17 protein-coding genes are annotated in these 18,138 nt (G+C 69.2%); 8 read left to right on the top strand and 9 right to left on the bottom strand.

Going from position 1 to position 18,138, the window contains the following annotated elements; genetic code table 11:
* Nucleotides 1-216: 216 nt before the first annotated feature.
* Nucleotides 217-2,928, bottom strand: coding sequence for a pyruvate, phosphate dikinase (gene ppdK, locus ACGFU7_RS22840; protein WP_393697840.1), 2,712 nt, complete (start codon nucleotides 2,926-2,928; stop codon nucleotides 217-219).
* 644 nt (nucleotides 2,929-3,572) lie between these two features.
* The gene (dusB, locus tag ACGFU7_RS22835) at nucleotides 3,573-4,721 is read right to left on the bottom strand and encodes a tRNA dihydrouridine synthase DusB (RefSeq protein WP_393697839.1); all 1,149 of its coding nucleotides are present in this window, start codon (nucleotides 4,719-4,721) and stop codon (nucleotides 3,573-3,575) included.
* A gap of 70 nt (nucleotides 4,722-4,791) precedes the next feature.
* On the opposite strand from dusB, the gene ACGFU7_RS22830 reads away from it, so the two are divergent.
* On the top strand, nucleotides 4,792-6,276 hold the full coding sequence (locus ACGFU7_RS22830) for an MFS transporter (RefSeq protein WP_393697838.1): 1,485 nt from the start codon (nucleotides 4,792-4,794) through the stop codon (nucleotides 6,274-6,276).
* Here the strand turns inward: ACGFU7_RS22830 and ACGFU7_RS22825 are convergent.
* Entirely contained in the window at nucleotides 6,249-7,172 is a 924-nt protein-coding gene (locus tag ACGFU7_RS22825; protein WP_393697837.1) for a helix-turn-helix domain-containing protein, read from the bottom strand. The genes ACGFU7_RS22830 and ACGFU7_RS22825 overlap by 28 nt on opposite strands.
* 80 nt (nucleotides 7,173-7,252) lie before the next feature.
* On the opposite strand from ACGFU7_RS22825, the gene ACGFU7_RS22820 reads away from it, so the two are divergent.
* A complete protein-coding gene (locus ACGFU7_RS22820; RefSeq protein ID WP_393697836.1) occupies nucleotides 7,253-8,743 on the top strand; it encodes an MFS transporter in 1,491 nt (496 codons plus the stop codon).
* A 91-nt stretch (nucleotides 8,744-8,834) separates the two neighbouring features.
* Here the strand turns inward: ACGFU7_RS22820 and ACGFU7_RS22815 are convergent, their stop codons facing one another.
* Nucleotides 8,835-9,083 (bottom strand): DUF6243 family protein, encoded by a 249-nt coding sequence (locus ACGFU7_RS22815; protein WP_393697835.1) that lies wholly within the window; start codon nucleotides 9,081-9,083, stop codon nucleotides 8,835-8,837.
* Nucleotides 9,084-9,402: 319 nt separating this feature from the next.
* On the opposite strand from ACGFU7_RS22815, the gene ACGFU7_RS22810 reads away from it, so the two are divergent.
* Both ACGFU7_RS22810 and ACGFU7_RS22805 read left to right on the top strand, forming a co-directional pair.
* Nucleotides 9,403-10,413, top strand: a complete 1,011-nt coding sequence (locus ACGFU7_RS22810; RefSeq protein WP_393697834.1) for an aldo/keto reductase — start codon at nucleotides 9,403-9,405, stop codon at nucleotides 10,411-10,413.
* Between the two features lie 103 nt (nucleotides 10,414-10,516).
* The gene (locus ACGFU7_RS22805; RefSeq protein ID WP_393697833.1) at nucleotides 10,517-11,101 is read left to right on the top strand and encodes a TetR/AcrR family transcriptional regulator; all 585 of its coding nucleotides are present in this window, start codon (nucleotides 10,517-10,519) and stop codon (nucleotides 11,099-11,101) included.
* Between the two features lie 90 nt (nucleotides 11,102-11,191).
* Here ACGFU7_RS22805 and ACGFU7_RS22800 read toward each other — a convergent pair whose 3' ends face one another.
* Together ACGFU7_RS22800 and ACGFU7_RS22795 are read right to left on the bottom strand one after the other, a co-directional pair.
* The gene (locus tag ACGFU7_RS22800; protein WP_266361629.1) at nucleotides 11,192-11,395 is read right to left on the bottom strand and encodes a hypothetical protein; all 204 of its coding nucleotides are present in this window, start codon (nucleotides 11,393-11,395) and stop codon (nucleotides 11,192-11,194) included.
* A 136-nt stretch (nucleotides 11,396-11,531) separates the two neighbouring features.
* Nucleotides 11,532-12,914, bottom strand: coding sequence for a glycine--tRNA ligase (locus ACGFU7_RS22795; RefSeq protein ID WP_327367334.1), 1,383 nt, complete (start codon nucleotides 12,912-12,914; stop codon nucleotides 11,532-11,534).
* Nucleotides 12,915-13,069: 155 nt separating this feature from the next.
* Here ACGFU7_RS22795 and ACGFU7_RS22790 point away from each other — a divergent pair, with 155 nt between their 5' ends.
* The 4 genes from ACGFU7_RS22790 (at nucleotide 13,070) to ACGFU7_RS22775 (ending at nucleotide 16,240) form a co-directional block, all read left to right on the top strand.
* Nucleotides 13,070-14,023 carry a metal ABC transporter substrate-binding protein gene (locus tag ACGFU7_RS22790; RefSeq protein ID WP_393697832.1) on the top strand — a complete coding sequence of 318 codons (954 nt, stop codon included), beginning with the start codon at nucleotides 13,070-13,072 and terminating at the stop codon, nucleotides 14,021-14,023.
* A 38-nt stretch (nucleotides 14,024-14,061) separates the two neighbouring features.
* Nucleotides 14,062-14,844, top strand: a complete 783-nt coding sequence (locus ACGFU7_RS22785) for a metal ABC transporter ATP-binding protein (protein ID WP_393697831.1) — start codon at nucleotides 14,062-14,064, stop codon at nucleotides 14,842-14,844.
* Nucleotides 14,845-14,846: 2 nt separating this feature from the next.
* Nucleotides 14,847-15,740, top strand: a complete 894-nt coding sequence (locus ACGFU7_RS22780; RefSeq protein ID WP_393697830.1) for a metal ABC transporter permease — start codon at nucleotides 14,847-14,849, stop codon at nucleotides 15,738-15,740.
* A gap of 65 nt (nucleotides 15,741-15,805) precedes the next feature.
* The gene (locus tag ACGFU7_RS22775; protein ID WP_393697829.1) at nucleotides 15,806-16,240 is read left to right on the top strand and encodes a Fur family transcriptional regulator; all 435 of its coding nucleotides are present in this window, start codon (nucleotides 15,806-15,808) and stop codon (nucleotides 16,238-16,240) included.
* Between the two features lie 75 nt (nucleotides 16,241-16,315).
* Here ACGFU7_RS22775 and ACGFU7_RS22770 read toward each other — a convergent pair whose 3' ends face one another.
* Genes ACGFU7_RS22770 through recO form a run of 3 tightly spaced genes read right to left on the bottom strand, consistent with a single transcriptional unit; the run spans nucleotide 16,316 to nucleotide 18,083 of the window.
* Complete coding sequence (locus ACGFU7_RS22770) at nucleotides 16,316-16,441, bottom strand: hypothetical protein (protein WP_393697828.1); 126 nt, start codon at nucleotides 16,439-16,441, stop codon at nucleotides 16,316-16,318.
* A 32-nt stretch (nucleotides 16,442-16,473) separates the two neighbouring features.
* A complete protein-coding gene (locus tag ACGFU7_RS22765) occupies nucleotides 16,474-17,301 on the bottom strand; it encodes an isoprenyl transferase (protein WP_393697827.1) in 828 nt (275 codons plus the stop codon).
* Nucleotides 17,302-17,336: 35 nt separating this feature from the next.
* A complete protein-coding gene (recO, locus tag ACGFU7_RS22760) occupies nucleotides 17,337-18,083 on the bottom strand; it encodes a DNA repair protein RecO (RefSeq protein ID WP_266906777.1) in 747 nt (248 codons plus the stop codon).
* Nucleotides 18,084-18,138 lie beyond the last annotated feature (55 nt).

Here is an 18,138-nt window from a genome sequence, read left to right as displayed (position 1 = left end):
CCGTTCCCGATCCATATCTTTGCGTATTGAACGAACTTTGCGTATTGAACGAAGAAAAGGCACAACGTCGAACAACCATTTTCCCCAGAACAAAACGAAACGGCGGCACCCCCGCACAGGGTGCCGCCGCCTCTGGGAGTTCCGGAGCCGCCGTCGGGTCGGTGAGGGTACGAGTGAGCCGACGACAGCTCCGGGGTCAGGGGGTGTGATGCCGGGTCAGCGGCTGTCGCTGCCCTTCGAGTCCGCCGCCGCCCGGCCCGCCTCCAGACGGGCGACAGGGATGCGGAACGGGGAGCAGGACACGTAGTCCAGGCCCACCTCGTGGAAGAAGTGCACCGACTCCGGGTCGCCGCCGTGCTCGCCGCAGACGCCGAGCTTCAGGTCCGGGCGGGTGGCCCGGCCGGCCGCGACGGCGCTGCGGACCAGCGCGCCGACGCCGTCCTTGTCGATCGTCTCGAACGGCGACACCCCGAAGATGCCCTTCTCCAGGTACGCGGTGAAGAACGAGGCCTCCACGTCGTCGCGGGAGAAGCCCCACACCGTCTGGGTCAGGTCGTTCGTACCGAAGGAGAAGAACTGTGCGGCCTCGGCGATCTGACCGGCGGTCAGCGCGGCACGCGGCAGCTCGATCATCGTGCCGATGGAGAGCTTCAGCCGGGTGCCGGTGGCGGCCTCGACCTCGGCGATGACCTGGTCGGCCTCCTCGCGGACGATCTCCAGCTCCTGGACCGTGCCGACCAGCGGAATCATGATCTCGGCGCGCGGGTCGCCCTTGGCGTTCTTGCGCTCGGCCGCGGCCTCGGCGATCGCCCGTACCTGCATGGCAAACAGGCCGGGGATGACGAGACCGAGACGGACCCCGCGCAGACCGAGCATCGGGTTCTGCTCGTGCAGCTTGTGCACGGCCTGGAGCAGGCGCAGGTCGTTCTCGTTGGCGTCCTTGCGGGACTCGGCGAGCGCGACCCGTACCGAGAGCTCGGTGATGTCGGGCAGGAACTCGTGCAGCGGCGGGTCGAGCAGCCGTACGGTGACGGGCAGTCCGTCCATCGCCTCGAACAGCTCGATGAAGTCGGCCTTCTGGAGCGGAAGCAGCGCGTCCAGCGCGGTCTCGCGCTCGGTGTCGGTGTCCGCGAGGATCAGCTTCTCGACCATCTCGCGGCGCTCGCCGAGGAACATGTGCTCGGTACGGCACAGGCCGATGCCCTGGGCGCCGAAGCGGCGGGCGCGCAGCGCGTCCTCGGCGTTGTCGGCGTTGGCCCGCACCCGCAGCCGGCGCACCCGGTCCGCGTACGCCATGATCCGGTGCACGGCGGCGACCAGCTCGTCGGCGTCGTCGGCGCCCGCGTGCATCCGGCCCTCGAAGTACTCGACGACCGGGGACGGCACGACGGGGACCTCACCGAGGTACACCTTGCCGGTGGAGCCGTCGATGGAGACGACGTCGCCCTCCTCGATGACCCGGCCGCCCACCGTCATCCGGCGGCGCTTGGTGTCGACTTCGAGGTCCTCGGCGCCGCAGACACAGGTCTTGCCCATGCCGCGTGCGACGACGGCGGCGTGCGAGGTCTTGCCGCCTCGCGAGGTCAGGATGCCCTCGGCCGCGATCATGCCGTCGAGGTCGTCGGGGTTGGTCTCGCGGCGGATGAGGATGACCTTCTCGCCGGACCGGGACCACTTCACCGCGGTGTACGAGTCGAAGACGGCCTTGCCGACCGCGGCGCCGGGCGAGGCGGCGATGCCACGGCCGAGCAGCTCCGTCTTCGCTTCGTCGTCGAAGCGCGGGAACATCAGCTGCGCGAGCTGCGCCCCGTTGACCCGCTGGAGCGCCTCGGCCTCGTCGATCAGGCCCTGGTCGACGAGCTGCGTGGCGATCCGGAAGGCGGCACCGGCGGTGCGCTTGCCGACCCGGGTCTGGAGCATCCACAGCTGGCCGCGCTCGATGGTGAACTCGATGTCGCACAAGTCCTTGTAGTGCGTCTCGAGCGTCTTCATGATCTGCATCAGCTGGTCGTACGACTTCTTGTCGATCGACTCCAGCTCGGCGAGCGGCACGGTGTTACGGATACCGGCGACGACGTCCTCGCCCTGCGCGTTCTGCAGGTAGTCGCCGTACACGCCCGCGTGGCCGCTGGCCGGGTCGCGGGTGAACGCGACACCCGTACCGGAGTCGGGACCGAGGTTGCCGAAGACCATCGAACAGACGTTGACGGCCGTGCCGAGGTCGCCGGGGATGCGCTCCTGGCGGCGGTAGAGCTTGGCCCGGTCGGTGTTCCACGATTCGAAGACGGCCTTTATGGCCAGGTCCATCTGCTCGCGCGGGTCCTGCGGGAAGTCACGTCCGGCGTCCCGCGAGACGATCTTCTTGAACTGCTTGACCAGCTTCTTCAGGTCGGCCGCGTCGAGATCCACATCGACCGTGACACCCTTGGCCTCCTTCGCCGCCTCCAGCGCCTCCTCGAAGAGGTCGCCGTCGACGCCGAGGACGGTCTTGCCGAACATCTGGATGAGGCGGCGGTAGGAGTCCCACGCGAAACGCTCGTCGCCGGCCTGGGCGGTGAGACCGACCACGGACTCGTCGGAGAGGCCGATGTTGAGGACCGTGTCCATCATGCCGGGCATCGAGAACTTCGCGCCGGAGCGGACCGAGACCAGCAGCGGGTCGTCCGCCTGGCCGAGCTTCTTGCCCATCCGCGCCTCAAGGGCGTCGAGATGCGCGCTGACCTCGTCGCGCAGCGCCGTCGGCTCCTCGCCACTGTCGAGGTAGACCTTGCACGCCTCGGTGGTGATGGTGAAGCCCGGAGGGACGGGGAGCCCGAGATTGGTCATCTCGGCGAGGTTGGCACCCTTCCCGCCGAGCAGGTCCTTCAGATCCTTGTTGCCCTCGGTGAAGTCGTAGACGAACTTCTGAGGATCTTTGTTTTCCGACACGGGTCTCGACTCCTCGAGGACGCGGTGGCTGCCCTGACGGCGAGGAACATACCCAGATCGAAGGTGTCTGGGTACGTCCACTTGCGCGTCATGAGGCCTCAACCACCCGTCCGCCAGCAGATCGAAAGTGGCATGCCTTGTCCCTCGATGGAGGCATGCCTTCACTTCTTGAACGAATAAGCACTCAGTGCGACCGAAATCCCCGATCTCGACCACGCAGCGCAGCGGAAGCGTCGATCGATCAAAGTGAAGCACCTTGGCACCGAGTGCCATCATTTGAGAAATGCAGCTCCCGAATTTGCGCTCATTTGAGCGACCTGGTTCTCAGGGTGGCGAGAATCACTCTACGATCGGCGCTCAGATGTCACCATCCGGACGGGCGAAGGGCGGTCATTGGTCACCCGTTGACCATCGAGGTGCAGCCGAGTGTGAGCAGATTCGATGCGCGATGCCCAATGTGGGCACATTGAGGCTCACCCATGGCCAGATATCGCCGAATCCGGCTTGATGTAGCGCTCAGATGAGCGAGACAAAAGAAGAGGCACGCGGTGCCTGTGGCGCCGTGTGCCTCTTGAGGGCCCCGAAGGGCCGGGGAAAGCCCTGGAGGGCCCCGTCGGGCCCCCGTCGCGCCCTCGGGAGCGTTCTCAGCCGCCCGAGGTGTCCAGCTCCGCGTCCGCGCTCACGCCCGCGCAGTCGTACGGGTCCTTCAGCCAGCCGTCCGGCAGGACCACCCGGTTGTTGCCCGAGGTGCGCCCGCGCGGCCCGTCCGCGCCGGCCGGCCACGGCTGGTCCAGGTCCAGCTCCTGCAGCTGGCCGCCCAGCTCGTCCAGCGACGAGGTGATGGCCAGCTTCTTGCGCATCTCGGAGCCGACCGAGAAGCCCTTGAGGTACCAGGCGACATGCTTGCGGAAGTCGATCACGCCACGGGTCTCGTCGCCGATCCACTCCCCCAGGAGCGTCGCGTGCCGCAGCATGACGTCGGCGACCTCGCGCAGACCGGGCGCCCGCCTCGCCTCCGTACCCTCGAACGCGCTCACCAGGTCGCCGAAGAGCCAGGGGCGGCCCAGGCAGCCACGGCCCACGACCACGCCGTCGCAGCCGGTCTCGCGCATCATCCGGCGGGCGTCGTCCGCGCACCAGATGTCGCCGTTACCGAGGACGGGGATCTCCGGGACGTGCTCCTTGAGGCGGGCGATGGCGTCCCAGTCGGCGGTGCCGCCGTAGTGCTGGGCGGCCGTCCGGCCGTGCAGGGCGACGGCCGTGACGCCCTCCTCGACCGCGATCCGGCCCGCGTCGAGGTAGGTGGTGTGGTCGTCGTCGATGCCCTTGCGCATCTTGATGGTGACCGGCAGATCGCCCGCGTTGGAGACCGCCTGGTGGAGGATCGCGCGCAGTAGCGGCCGCTTGTACGGGAGCGCCGAGCCACCGCCCTTGCGGGTCACCTTGGGGACCGGGCAGCCGAAGTTCAGGTCGATGTGGTCGGCGAGATTCTCGTCGACGATCATGCGGACGGCCTTGCCGACAGTGACCGGGTCCACTCCGTACAGCTGGATCGAGCGCGGGGTCTCGCTCGCGTCGAAGTGGATGAGCTGCATGGTCTTCTCATTGCGCTCGACCAGCGCCCGCGTGGTGATCATCTCGCTGACGAACAGCCCCTTGCCGCCGGAGTACTCCCGGCACAGGGTGCGGAACGGGGCGTTGGTGATGCCGGCCATGGGGGCGAGCACCACCGGCGGCTGCACCGTGTGGGGGCCGATCCGGAGCAGCGGGAGCGAGGGGGCGAGCGTGGTCATTGCTCCATTGTCGCGTATGGCGCGGAGCGGCCCGTCAGCAGAGTTCGTTAGTTAACCGTACTATCCATGTATGTCCGAGCTGAGCCCCCGCCGACGGCAGTTGGTGCTGGCGATCTGCTGCATGAGTCTGCTGATCGTCAGTCTTGACAACACCGTCCTCAATGTCGCCCTGCCCTCCATGCAGAAGGAACTGCACGCCACCGTCGCGGGCATGCAGTGGACGATCGACGCCTACACCCTCGTCCTCGCCTCGCTACTGATGCTCGCGGGCTCCACCGCCGACCGGATCGGGCGCCGGAAGATCTTCAAGATCGGGCTCGTCCTCTTCACCCTCGGCTCGGTGCTCTGCTCCCTGGCGCCGAACCTGGAGTCGCTGGTGGCGTTCCGGATGGTGCAGGCGGTGGGCGGATCGATGCTCAACCCCGTCGCGATGTCGATCATCACCAACACCTTCACCGACCCGCGTGAGCGGGCCCGGGCCATCGGGGTGTGGGGCGGTGTCGTCGGCATCTCCATGGCGGCGGGCCCGGTGGTCGGCGGCCTGCTGGTGGACTCGGTCGGCTGGCGGTCGATCTTCTGGATCAATCTGCCGGTCGGTCTCGCCGCGCTGCTGCTCACCTGGCGGTACGTCCCCGAGTCCCGCGCCCCGAAGCCGCGCCGCCCCGATCCCGTGGGGCAGCTGCTGGTGATCGGGCTGCTCGGTTCGCTGACGTACGCGATCATCGAGGCGCCCTCGGCGGGCTGGACCTCGCCGCGGATCCTGGTGTTCGCCGTGCTCGCCGTGTGCTCGCTCGCCGGGCTGCTGCTGTACGAATCCCGGCGCGCCGAGCCCCTCATCGACCTGCGGTTCTTCCGCAGCGCCCCGTTCAGCGGTGCCACCGCCATCGCGGTCTGCGCCTTCGCCGCACTGAGCGGGTTCCTCTTCCTCAACACGCTGTATCTGCAGAACGTGCGCGGTTTGAGCGCGCTGCACGCCGGTCTCTACATGCTGCCGATGGCGGCCCTGACCTTTGTCTGCGCACCGCTGTCGGGGCGGCTCGTCGGCAGCCGGGGGCCGCGGCTGTCGCTGCTGGTGGCGGGCGTGGCCATAACGGCGTGCGGGCTGTTGTTCGCCGCGTTCGACGCGGAGACGGACGACGTCCTGCTGTTCACCGGCTATGTGCTGTTCGGCCTCGGCTTCGGCATGGTGAACGCGCCGATCACCAACACGGCCGTCTCCGGGATGCCGCGCTCGCAGGCCGGTGTGGCGGCGGCGGTCGCCTCGACCAGCCGGCAGATCGGCGGGACGCTCGGGGTCGCCGTGATCGGTGCGGTGCTGGCGGCGGGCGTGGCCGGTACCGGTTCGCCGCGCGGCGCCTCGTACGCGGCCGCCTTCGTGGACGCGAGCAAGCCCGCCTGGTGGATCCTCGCCGGGTGCGGGCTGTGCGTCCTGCTGGTGGGGGCGCTGACCAGCGGGCACTGGGCGCGGGAGACGGCACGTCGGACCGCGGAGCGGCTGGAGGCACCGACGGGCGCTCCGGCCGGGGATCAGGCGTCGGCGAGCTCCAGGGTCTGAAGGCGGCGCAGCCGCTGCATGGTCTCGTCGTCGGCGGGGGCGTACGTCACCATGCGCGGCCCGGACGACGGGCCGAGCCACAGGTCGGTGTGGTCGAGGCGGAGCAGTCCGACATGGGCGTTGCGGAAGATCTTGGTCCGGCCACCGGGGCCCACCACCTCGTGCCGCGCCCAGATTTCCCGGAACTCCGGCGAAGCCGCCTCCAGCCGCCCCAGGAGTGCCTTCCAGGCGGGCTCGGCCAGATGCTCGGCCATCGCCCGGCGGAACTTGGCGGCCATCACCCGGTTCATCTCGGGAAGGTCGACGACGGCGGAGCGCCAGTCCGCGTTGGTGTAGGAGAGGATCATGCAGTTGCGGTCGTCGGGGTCGACGGCGTCCAGGTCGCAGAGCAGCCGCCCGTAGGTCCGGTTGTACGCGAGGATGTCGTACCGGCTGTTCTGGATACAGGCCGGGAGCGGGTCCAGCTGCCGCAGCATCTCGCGCAGCGCCGGGGTGACGCTCGGGCAGTCCGCACCGGGCGACGGGTCGACGGCACCGGCGAGCGAGAAGAGGTGTCCGCGCTCGCTGCGGTCGAGCAGCAGGGCGCGGGCGAGCGCGTCGAGCACCTGGGGCGAGACCTGGATGTCGCGGGCCTGTTCCAGCCAGGTGTACCAGGTGACGCCGACGGCGGAGAGCTGGGCGACCTCCTCGCGGCGCAGGCCGGGGGTGCGCCGGCGGCGGCCGCGGGGCAGACCGACCTGCTCCGGGGTGATCCGCTCGCGGCGGCTGCGCAGGAAGTCCGCGAGTTCATGCCGCCGGACGTCGGGCTCGGAAGGCTCGGAAGGCTCGGGCCCCGTCGGAGCCGGTTTCCTGGGCACCTCGCGTACGTCGGGCAACTCACTCGCCATCGTCGTCATACCTCCAGCGTGCCGAACGGCCCGGCGCTCTGCCAGGTGCTGCTTGTACCAGGATAAAGACACTCTGGTACCAGGCTGAGATGGCGACGATCCTCGGTGAAGTGAGTGAATCAACTGTACGGACGAAGACATCCGCCACCGCCGCCCCAGTGGTGCGGCACGACCACCCCACTCCGGTGCTCGGCGCACTCGGACTGTTCACCGTGCTCCTCGGCGCCGCACTGCCGCTCATCGACTTCTTCATCGTGAATGTCGCCCTGCCGACGATCGACCACGATCTGAACGCGGGCCCGGCGCTGCTCGAACTGGTCGTCGCGGGCTACGGCCTCGCCTACGCCGTACTGCTCGTCCTCGGCGGCCGGCTCGGCGACATGGCCGGTCGGCGCCGGCTCTTCCTGCTGGGCATCGCCGCCTTCGGAATCACCTCGCTCGCCTGCGGGCTCGCCCCGGACGCCTGGACGCTGGTCGGGGCACGGGTGGCGCAGGGCGCCGCTGCGGCGCTGATGCTGCCGCAGGTGCTCGCCACCATTCAGGCGGCCACGTCCGGGCACCGGCGGGCGAAGGCGTTGAGCCTGTACGGGGCGACGGCCGGGCTCTCCATGGTCGCGGGCCAGATCCTCGGCGGGGTGCTCGTCGCCGCCGCGCCGCTGTCGTCGGTGTTCGGCGAGAGCGCGGGCTGGCGTTCGGTGTTCCTGGTGAACGTTCCGGTGGCGGCGGTGGGGCTGGTCCTGGCCGCCCGCGCCGTGCCGGAGACCCGCTCCGACAAGCCCGCGCCGATCGACGTACCCGGCACGCTGCTGCTGACCGCGTCGCTGGTGACGCTGCTCGCTCCGCTGACGGAGGGGCGCGCCGCGGGCTGGCCGGTGTGGACCTGGGTCTCGCTGGCCCTGTTCCCGTTCGCCGCGTACGCCTTCTACCGGGTCGAACAGCGGGCCGACCGGCTCGGGCAGACCCCGCTGGTGCCGCCGAGCCTGCTGCGGCTGGACTCGCTGCGGCGCGGGCTGGCGCTGGTGGTGCCGTTCTCGATCGGCTTCGGCGGCTTCATGTTCGTGATCGCGGTGGCGTTGCAGCAGGGCCTGAAGCTGGGGCCGGCGGCCGCGGGCCTCTCGATGGCTCCGATGGCGGCGGCCTTCTTCGTGGCGTCGCTGGCGGGTCCGCGGCTGATCCTGCGGTACGGCAGCCGGGTCGTGACGGCCGGCGGGCTGATCCAGGCGGTGGGCGTGCTGGTGCTCGCGTTCACCGTGTGGCGCGAGTGGTCCGGCCTCGGGCTGCTGGGGCTGATGCCGGGGGTGGCGATCGCGGGGTTCGGGCAGGGGCTGCAGCTGCCCGTCCTGTTCCGCATCGTGCTCTCCGACGTACCGGCCGCGCGTGCCGGTGTGGGCGGCGGAGTGATGACGACGACTCAGCAGGCGGCGCTGGCGCTGGGCGTGGCCACGCTCGGCACGCTGTTCCTGTCCCTGGTCCCGGGCTCGGGGATGCGGAACGCGCTGGCCGTGACGCTGCTGGTGCAGCTGGCCGCGGTGGTGCTGACGGTGCTGCTGAGTCTGCGGCTGCCGCGCAGGGTGGCGTGAGCGGGGGGCGGCAACGGGGCACGGACAAGGGCGTGGGCCCGGATCACTCCAGGTGATCCGGGCCCACGGTCGTGCAGGTGATGAGAAGGCGTCAGCTCTGTGCCGAGGTGTCCTGCTCGGACGTGCTCGGCTGCGCGGAGTCGTCCGACGACGGCTCGGTCTGCGCGGAGGCCGGTCCCGACTGCGCGCGCTCACGCATCTTGCGCAGCAGCTCCTGCTTCTGGTCGGCCGCGCTCTTGCGGTCGGCGTTGCGGGCAGGGCCCGCGCCCTGCTGCTCGGCGCGGGCCAGCTTCTTGCGCTGTCCGCCTACGCCGAGAAGGTTGTTGCGGCTCTTGGCCACGGCGTTCTCCCATTCGTGGTGAGAAGTGAGGTCTGAGGTCTGAAGCGACCTGGAATCGATCCGATGGGCGGCGGGTGGTCGGACCCGCCGCGCGCTCACTCGTAGATCTGGAAGAACGAAGACATGCCGGAACCGTACCCCGGCCGGACGGGGCTCAGCACCCGGTTTTCTGCCCGGCCGGGTCAAGCACCACAACAATGGACTGACAGACATTGAAATCTGTCATCCGTCATGCCATAGTTGCGATGCAGGCTTCACCCCCTCCCCCGCGCTTCCATTCCTGCCATTCCTGCCATTCCTTCCACCTCGGGAGCTCTTCATGACGACCCCCACCCGCACGCTCGGCTCGACCGGCCCCCAGGTCTCCGCACTGGGCCTCGGCTGCATGGGCATGTCCGCGCTGTACGGCGAGAGCGACCGCACCGAGTCGATCGCCACCATTCACGCCGCGCTCGACGCGGGCATCACCCTGCTGGACACCGGCGATTTCTACGGCATGGGCCACAACGAACTACTGATCAACGAGGCGCTGCGCACCGCCCCCGCCGCCGCCCGCGAGCAGGCGCTGACCAGCGTGAAGTTCGGCGCGCTGCGCACGGTCGAGGGCGCCTTCAGCGGGTACGACGGCCGCCCGGCCGCGGTCAAGAACTTCGCCGCGTACTCACTCCAGCGCCTCGGCACCGACCACATCGACATCTACCGGATCGCCCGCGTCGATCCCGATGTCCCCGTGGAGGAGACCATCGGCGCCATCGCCGAGCTGGTCGAGGCCGGCCATGTCCGCCACATCGGCCTCTCCGAGGTCGGCGCCGCCACGATCCGGCGGGCGGCGGCCGTGGCCCCGATCTCCGATCTGCAGATCGAGTACTCGCTGATCTCCCGTGGCATCGAGGCGGAGATCCTGCCCGTCTGCCGCGAGCTGGGCATCGGCATCACGGCGTACGGAGTGCTCTCCCGCGGCCTGATCAGCGGCCACTTCACCAAGGACCGGCAGTGGGCCCCGGGCGACTTCCGCGCCATGAGCCCCCGCTTCCAGGAGGGGAACCTCCAGCACAACCTCGACCTGGTCGATGCTCTGCGCAAGATCGCCGAGCAGAAGGGCGTCACGGTCGCACAGACCGCCATCGCCTGGGTCCTCGCCCGGGGCACGGACATCGTGCCGCTCGTCGGCGCCCGCCGTCGCGACCGGCTCACCGAGTCCCTGGGCGCCCTGGACGTCACGCTGGACGCGGCGGACCTCGCCGCGATCGAGGCGGCCGTCCCGGCGGGAGCGGCAGCCGGTGAGCGATACCCGGAGGGCCAGATGAGCAGCCTCGACAGCGAGCGCTGACCTCCGGGTACGGTCATCAGGGTCCTGCCTCCGCCGGGCAGCTCCCCGAACAGCGCCAACGAACAGCGCCCCGCACAGCGCCCCGAAAGGCAGTACCCACGCCATGACGCCGCCCGACCCGCTGACCCCCGAGCGCATCCTCGAAGCCACCGAGGACGTGCTGCGCCGCTACGGCCCCGCCAAGGCGACGGTCGTCGACGTGGCCCGTGCGCTCGGCGTCAGCCACGGCAGCGTCTACCGCCACTTCCGTACGAAGGCCGCCCTGCGCGAGGCCGTGACCGGCCGCTGGCTGACCCGGACGGAGGCAGCCCTCACGGAGATCCTCACCACCTCGGCGGAGCCCGCCCCGGAGAAGCTGCGGCACTGGCTGGCGACGCTGTTCGAGGCCAAGCGCCACAAGGCGGGTGACGACCCCGAGCTGTTCGCCACGTACAGCGTGCTGATAGGCGAGAGCACGGTCGTCGAGGACCACATCCGCGAACTGGTCGGCCAGCTGCGGGAAATCGTCGAGGAGGGCGTGCGCAGCGGGCAGTTCGCCGTGGACGATCCGGCGGTCGCCGCGCAGGCGGTCTTCGACGCGACGGCACGCTTCCACGACCCGGCATACGCGGCGGAGTGGCAGAGCCCCGCCATCACGGCCGAGTTCACCGCTGTGTCGGACCTGCTGCTGCGCGGCCTGCGCGCGTAATGCCCTTGTGCGCGTCATGCCCCTACGCGCACAACGCCCGTGCGCGCGTAACGGCCCTGCGCGCGAAGGGAGCAGGCGCGGGCGACCCGCTCAGGCGGTCGGGTCGACCGTCGCCTGGTGGGCCTCGGCGAGATGTTCCTCGGCCTTGAGCCAGGGCAGGAACTGCACGCCCTTGCGCCAGCCGCAGGTGTCGCAGCTCAACTGCCGCTGCATCCCCGACTTCCGCACATGGACGACATGTTCACGGCCGTGCTGATCCCATCTGCTGACCTTGCTCGTGGTCATGGACGGCATCCGAGCCTCCTGTTGACGCATGGTTGACGCATGGACGGTGGGCGCGTGGACGCAACGTGCTCAGCGTGGCCAGTGTGCAACGAAGCCCCCGGTTCCGTACGAGGAACCGGGGGCTTCGCCATGAAACCTTGGCGTGTCAGCAGCCCAGCAGTCGGGCGCCGAGGTAGGCCTGGATCTGGTCCAGGGAGACGCGCTCCTGCTTCATGGTGTCGCGCTCGCGCACCGTCACCGCGTTGTCGTCGAGGGTGTCGAAGTCGACGGTGACACAGAACGGCGTACCGATCTCGTCCTGACGACGGTAGCGGCGGCCGATGGCGCCCGCGTCGTCGAACTCGATGTTCCAGTTCTTCCGCAGGTCGGTCGCGAGGCCCTTGGCCTTCGGCGACAGCTGCGGGTTGCGGGACAGCGGCAGGACGGCGACCTTGACCGGCGCGAGGCGCGGGTCGAGGCGCATCACGGTGCGCTTCTCCATGACGCCCTTGGCGTTGGGCGCCTCGTCCTCGATGTAGGCGTCGAGAAGGAAGGCGAGCATCGAACGGCCGACACCGGCCGCGGGCTCGATGACGTACGGAGTCCAGCGCTCGCCGGCCTCCTGGTCGAAGAACGACAGGTCCGTGCCGGAAGCGGCGGAGTGGGCCTTGAGGTCGTAGTCCGTGCGGTTGGCGACGCCCTCCAGCTCGCCCCACTCGCTGCCGCCGAAGCGGAAGCGGTACTCGATGTCAGCGGTGCGCTTGGAGTAGTGGGAGAGCTTCTCCTTCGGGTGCTCGAACCACCGCATGTTCTCCTCGCGCAGGCCCAGGTCCGTGTACCAGTTCCAGCGCTGCTCCATCCAGTACTCCTGCCACTGCTCGTCCTCGCCCGGCTTGACGAAGAACTCCATCTCCATCTGCTCGAACTCGCGGGTGCGGAAGATGAAGTTGCCCGGAGTGATCTCGTTCCGGAAGGACTTGCCCATCTGGGCGATACCGAACGGCGGCTTCTTGCGCGAAGTCTGCTGCACCTGGCCGAAGTTGGTGAAGATGCCCTGGGCGGTCTCGGGACGCAGGTAGGCGACCGAGCCGGAGTCCTGGGTCGGGCCGAGGTGGGTGGAGAGCAGACCCGAGAACTGCTTGGGCTCGGTGAAGGTGCCCTTGTTGCCGCAGTTGGGGCAGTTGAGCTCGGTCAGGCCGTTCGCGGGCGCGTGGCCGTGCTTCTCCTCGTACGCCTCCTCCAGGTGGTCGGCGCGGAAGCGCTTGTGGCAGGAGGTGCACTCGGTCAGTGGGTCGGTGAACGTGGCGACGTGACCGGAGGCCACCCACACCTCGGGGGCCAGGATGACCGACGAGTCGAGTCCGACCACGTCCTCGCGCGAGGTGACCATGTAGCGCCACCACTGGCGCTTGAGGTTCTCCTTCATCTCGACGCCCAGCGGCCCGTAGTCCCAGGCGGCACGCTGACCACCGTAGATCTCACTGCAGGGATAGACGAAGCCACGGCGCTTGCTCAGGCTGACGATGGAGTCGATCTTGTCGGCGGCCACGGTGCTCTCTTCATTACGACGACGACGAACGGCGAATGCTTCAGATTACCGGCGGGCACGCCCCTTGGATCAAATCGGTACCGGCGCAGTCGGCCGAGGGGTCATCTCATCAGCCTTGTTGACAATCGTTTCCAGTTTTGTTGAAAATGACTGTCATGAACGTAAGCCGCCTCATACCCACCGCCACCGTCGCCGGAGCAGTCGTCCTCGGCCTCACCGCCCTCACGGCCTGCTCCACCTCGGACGCCGCCGACCACAAGAACGGCGACAGGCTGAGCGTGGTGGCCTCGTTCTATCCGATGCAGTTCCTGGCCGAGCAGATCGGCGGGAAGCACGTCTCCGTGACCACGCTGACCAAGCCGGGCGTCGAGCCGCACGATCTGGAGCTCACCCCGCGGCAGATCGGCGGACTCGTCGACGCCGACTACATCCTTTACCTCAAGGGCATCCAGCCCGCCGTCGACGACGCCATCAAGCAGTCCGGCTCGAAGGACAGCGTCGACGCCTCGACGCTCACCAGGCTGGAAGACCACGGCACCGAGACCGGCGCCGACGAGCACGGTCATGAGCACCACGGCGACGAGGCCGGAGCCGACCCCCACATCTGGCTGGACCCGGTGAAGTACGCCGAGGTCGCCAAGGGGGTCGGAAAGTCCCTGGAGAAGACCGACCCGGACCACGCCGCGGACTACCGCAAGAACACGGACGCGCTGGTCAACAAGCTCGACGCGCTGAACACGGCGTACGAGACGGGCCTGAAGGACACCACGACCAAGACCTTCATCACCACCCACTCCGCGTTCGGGTACCTCGCCGAGCGCTACGGCCTGACCCAGGAGGGCATCGCCGGCATCGACCCCGAGGCCGAGCCCAGCCCCGCCCGGATCGGCGAGATCCACACCGTCGCGAAGAAGAACAAGGTCACCACCGTATTCTTCGAGACGCTCGCCAGCGACAAGACCGCGAAGACCCTCGCCCAGGACACCGGCCTGAAGACCGGCGTCCTGGACCCGCTGGAGGGAATCACAGCCAAGTCCAAGGGCGATAACTACTTCGAGGTCATGCAGTCCAATCTCGCCGCCCTGCAGAAGGCGCTCGGCGCGAAGTGACCCACGTAACACCCGCCACAGCTGCATCGGAGGCGCTCATGCCCGAGCCCAGGAGCACCACGACCGAACCCGTGATAGCCCTGCGCGGCGCCACAGCCACGCTCGGCGCGCGTCCGGTGCTGCGCGGCATCGACCTGACCGTGCACCGCGGCGAGGTCGTCGCCCTGCTCGGCGCCAACGGCTCGGGCAAGTCGACCGCCGTACGCTCCGTCATCGGCCAGGTCCCGCTCACCGGCGGCTCCATCGAGCTGTTCGGCACCCCGCTGCGCCGTTTCCGCACCTGGGCGCGCATCGGTTACGTACCCCAGCGCACCACGGCGGCCGGCGGCGTCCCCGCCACGATCCGTGAGGTCGTCTCCTCCGGGCGCCTCTCCCGTACGAAGCTGGGCCTGCTCCGCAAGGCCGACCGGGCCGCCGTCGACCGGGCCATCGACCTCGTCGGCCTCGCCGACCGGGCCAAGGACTCGGTGAACGCACTCTCCGGCGGGCAGCACCAGCGGGTGCTGATCGCCCGGGCACTGGCCGCCGAACCGGAGCTGCTGATCATGGACGAGCCGATGGCCGGCGTCGACCTGGCCAGCCAGGAGATCCTCGCCGCGACGCTCCGCGAACAGGTCGCGGCCGGCACCACGGTGCTGCTCGTGCTGCATGAGCTCGGCCCGCTGGAGCCGCTGATCGACCGCGCGATCGTGCTGCGCGACGGCTGTGTGATGCACGACGGGCCGCCCCCGAAGGCGCTGGGCCAGCACGCCCTGCCCGGACACGACCATGTACACCCCCACGCGGCCTCCGAGCCCGTCCGGACGGGACTGCTGAGCTGATCATGGAATTCCTCGACCCTCCGTTCATGCAGCGGGCACTGCTCGCCGCCGTACTGGTCGGCGTCATCGCCCCCGGCGTCGGCATCTATCTCGTCCAGCGCCGCCAGGCCCTGATGGGCGACGGCATCGGCCATATCGCGATGACCGGTGTCGGCCTCGGCTTCCTGCTCTCCACCAGCCCGGTGTGGATGGCCACGGCGGTCGCCGTCGTCGGCGCCGTCGCGATGGAGCTGATCCGCTGGTACGGACGCACCCGCGGCGACATCGCGCTGGCCATGCTGTTCTACGGCGGTATGGCGGGCGGTGTCCTGTTGATCAGCCTCTCCGACACCGGCTCCAACGCCAACCTCACCTCGTATCTCTTCGGCTCCCTCTCCACGGTCTCCAACGAGGACATCACCGCGATCTGTCTGCTGGCCGCCTTCGTGCTGCTGGTGACGCTGGGGCTGCGCCGGCAGCTGTTCGCGGTCAGCCAGGACGAGGAGTTCGCCCGGGTCACCGGGCTGCCGGTGCGCGCGCTGAATCTGCTGGTCGCCGTGACGGCGGCGGTGACGGTCACCGTGGCGATGCGGGTCGTCGGGCTGCTGCTGGTCAGCGCGCTGATGGTGGTGCCGGTCGCGGCCGCGCAGCAGATCTCCAGGTCCTTCAAGGTGACGTTCGTGCTGTCGGTCGTCATCGGTACGGCGGTGACCCTGGCCGGCACCGTGACCTCGTACTACCAGGACGTCCCGCCCGGCGCGACGATCGTGCTGCTGGCCATCGCGGTCTTCATCGGCCTGACGCTGCTCGCGACCCCGCTGGCCAGAAGGCGCGCACGCCGCAGCGAAGCGGCGTCCGAGGAGTGCACTCTTGAGGTATCGGCCTCCCGCCCGGCCACGGACGAACTCCGGGTTTGACCGTGACGCCCGGACGGGCTGGCACAATGGCCCGACACAGGTACGGGCGACACGAGGAGGCTGCTGTGGCGACGGCGCCGATCAGTGGAACGAACGCGGCCCCGGTACGCGGCCGGTCGACCCGGCAGCGGACGGCTGTGGCGGCGGCGCTCGACGAGGTGGACGAGTTCCGCAGCGCCCAGGAGCTGCACGATGTGCTCAAGCACCGCGGCGACTCGGTCGGGCTGACCACCGTCTACCGCACGCTTCAGTCCCTCGCCGATGCGGGCGAGGTCGATGTGCTGCGCACCACGGACGGCGAGTCCGTGTACCGGCGCTGCTCGACCGGCGACCACCACCACCATCTGGTGTGCCGGATGTGCGGCAAGGCCGTGGAGGTCGAGGGGCCCGCGGTGGAGCAGTGGGCGGAGACGATCGCCGCGCAGCACGGGTATGTGAACGTGGCCCACACGGTGGAGATCTTCGGTACGTGCGCCGAGTGCGCGAGCGCGAAGGGATGACGGCCCGGGGGCACTGTCCCCCGGACCCTGGGTGCACTGTCCCCCGGACTCCTGACCCGACCTGACCGAACTGCGTCAGAGCCTTTGCAGGTTGCGGTTGACCTTCGCGCGGGCGTTCAGCCTCCCCACGAAGTCGGCCGTGGTCGGCTGGTATTCCAGCTCGACCACGGCCTCCTGCCCGTCCCGCCCATGAGCTGTCATGGGCGGGTTCCTGACGACAGGGAACGACAGGGTCAGACAGCCGGTTCGCCGGTGCCCGCCGCCTCCACCGCACCGCCGAAGCGCCGGTCCCGCTGGGCGTACTCCAGGCAGGCCCGCCACAGGTCGCGGCGGTCGAAGTCCGGCCAGAGGACGTCCTGGAAGACCATCTCGGCATATGCGCTCTGCCAGATCAGGTAGTTGGACGTGCGCTGCTCGCCGCTGGGGCGTACGAAGAGATCGACGTCCGGCATGTCCGGGTAGTAGATGTACTTCGCGAACGTCTTCTCGTTGACCTTGGACGGGTCCAGCCTCCCGGCCGCGACGTCCTGCGCGATGCGCTGCGCGGCGTCGGCGATCTCGGCACGGCCGCCGTAGTTGACGCAGAAGTACAGCGTCATCTTGTCGTTGTCCTTCGTCTGCTCCTGGGCGACCTGGAGCTCCTGGACGACGGACTTCCACAGCTTCGGCATGCGCCCCACCCAGCGGATGCGGATGCCCAGTGCGTCCATCTCGTCGCGGCGGCGGCGGATGACGTCCCGGTTGAAGTTCATCAGGAACTTCACTTCCTCCGGGGACCGCTTCCAGTTCTCGGTGGAGAACGCGTACAGCGAGAGGTTCTTGACGCCCATCTCGATGCAGCCCTTGAGGACGTCCATCACGACGCCCTCGCCGACCTTGTGGCCCTCGGTACGCGGGAGGCCGCGTTCCTTGGCCCAGCGGCCGTTGCCGTCCATCACGACGGCGATGTGCTTGGGCACCAGCTCGCCGGGGATCTTCGGGGGCGTGGCACCGGAGGGGTGCGGCTCCGGGGTCTTGTAGTCGCGCCGGTTACGGCCGCCGAGAATCCCGCGTACTGCCATGAACTGTCTCGCTCCCTGTGCCTGATCTGCCTGTGTCACTTCTCTACATACCGCAGTGAGCGCAGTCCGCGCTCCAGATGCCAGTGCAGATAGGCGGACACCAGTCCGCTCCCCTCCCTGACATGACGCGCCTCGCACGCGTCCGCCGTCTCCCAGTCGCCGGTGAGCAGTGCGCTCAGCAGGGTGACGGCCTCAGCCGAGGGTACGACGCTGCCGGGTACCCGGCAGTCGCCGCATATGACGCCGCCCGCCGCGACGGAGAAGAAACGGTTCGGTCCGGGCATTCCGCACTTCGCGCAGTCCTCGAAGCTGGGTGCGTAGCCGTTGACGGCGAGCGAACGCAGCAGGAAGGCGTCGAGGATGAGATGCGGCTCGTGTTCGCCGCGGGCGAGGGTGCGCAGCCCGCCGACGAGCAGCAGATACTGCTGGACCGCGGGCTCGCCCTCGTGGTCGGTGAACCGCTCGGCGGTCTCCAGCATCGCGGTGCCCGCGGTGTAGCGGGCGTAGTCGGTGACGATGCCGCCGCCGTACGGGGCGATCGTCTCGCTCTGGGTGCAGAGCGGCAGACCGCGGCCGATCAGTTCGCTGCCCCGGGCGAAGAACTGCACATCGACGTGGGAGAAAGGTTCCAGCCGTGCCCCGAACTTCGACTTCGTACGCCGCACGCCGCGCGCGACGGCCCGCACACGGCCGTGGCCGCGGGTCAGGATCGTGATGATCCGGTCGGCCTCGCCCAGTTTCTGCGTGCGCAGCACCACGCCGTCGTCCCGGAACAAGCTCATGCGTCCATTGTCCGGTACGGGGACGGCTCATCGGGCCCGCTCCCGCAACCGGTCG

The organism is Streptomyces sp. NPDC048473 (assembly GCF_043200155.1).
GTDB lineage: Bacteria > Actinomycetota > Actinomycetes > Streptomycetales > Streptomycetaceae > Streptomyces.
The sequence above is the reverse complement of the archived record's forward strand: the minus strand, read 5'-3'. Positions and strand labels throughout refer to the sequence as shown.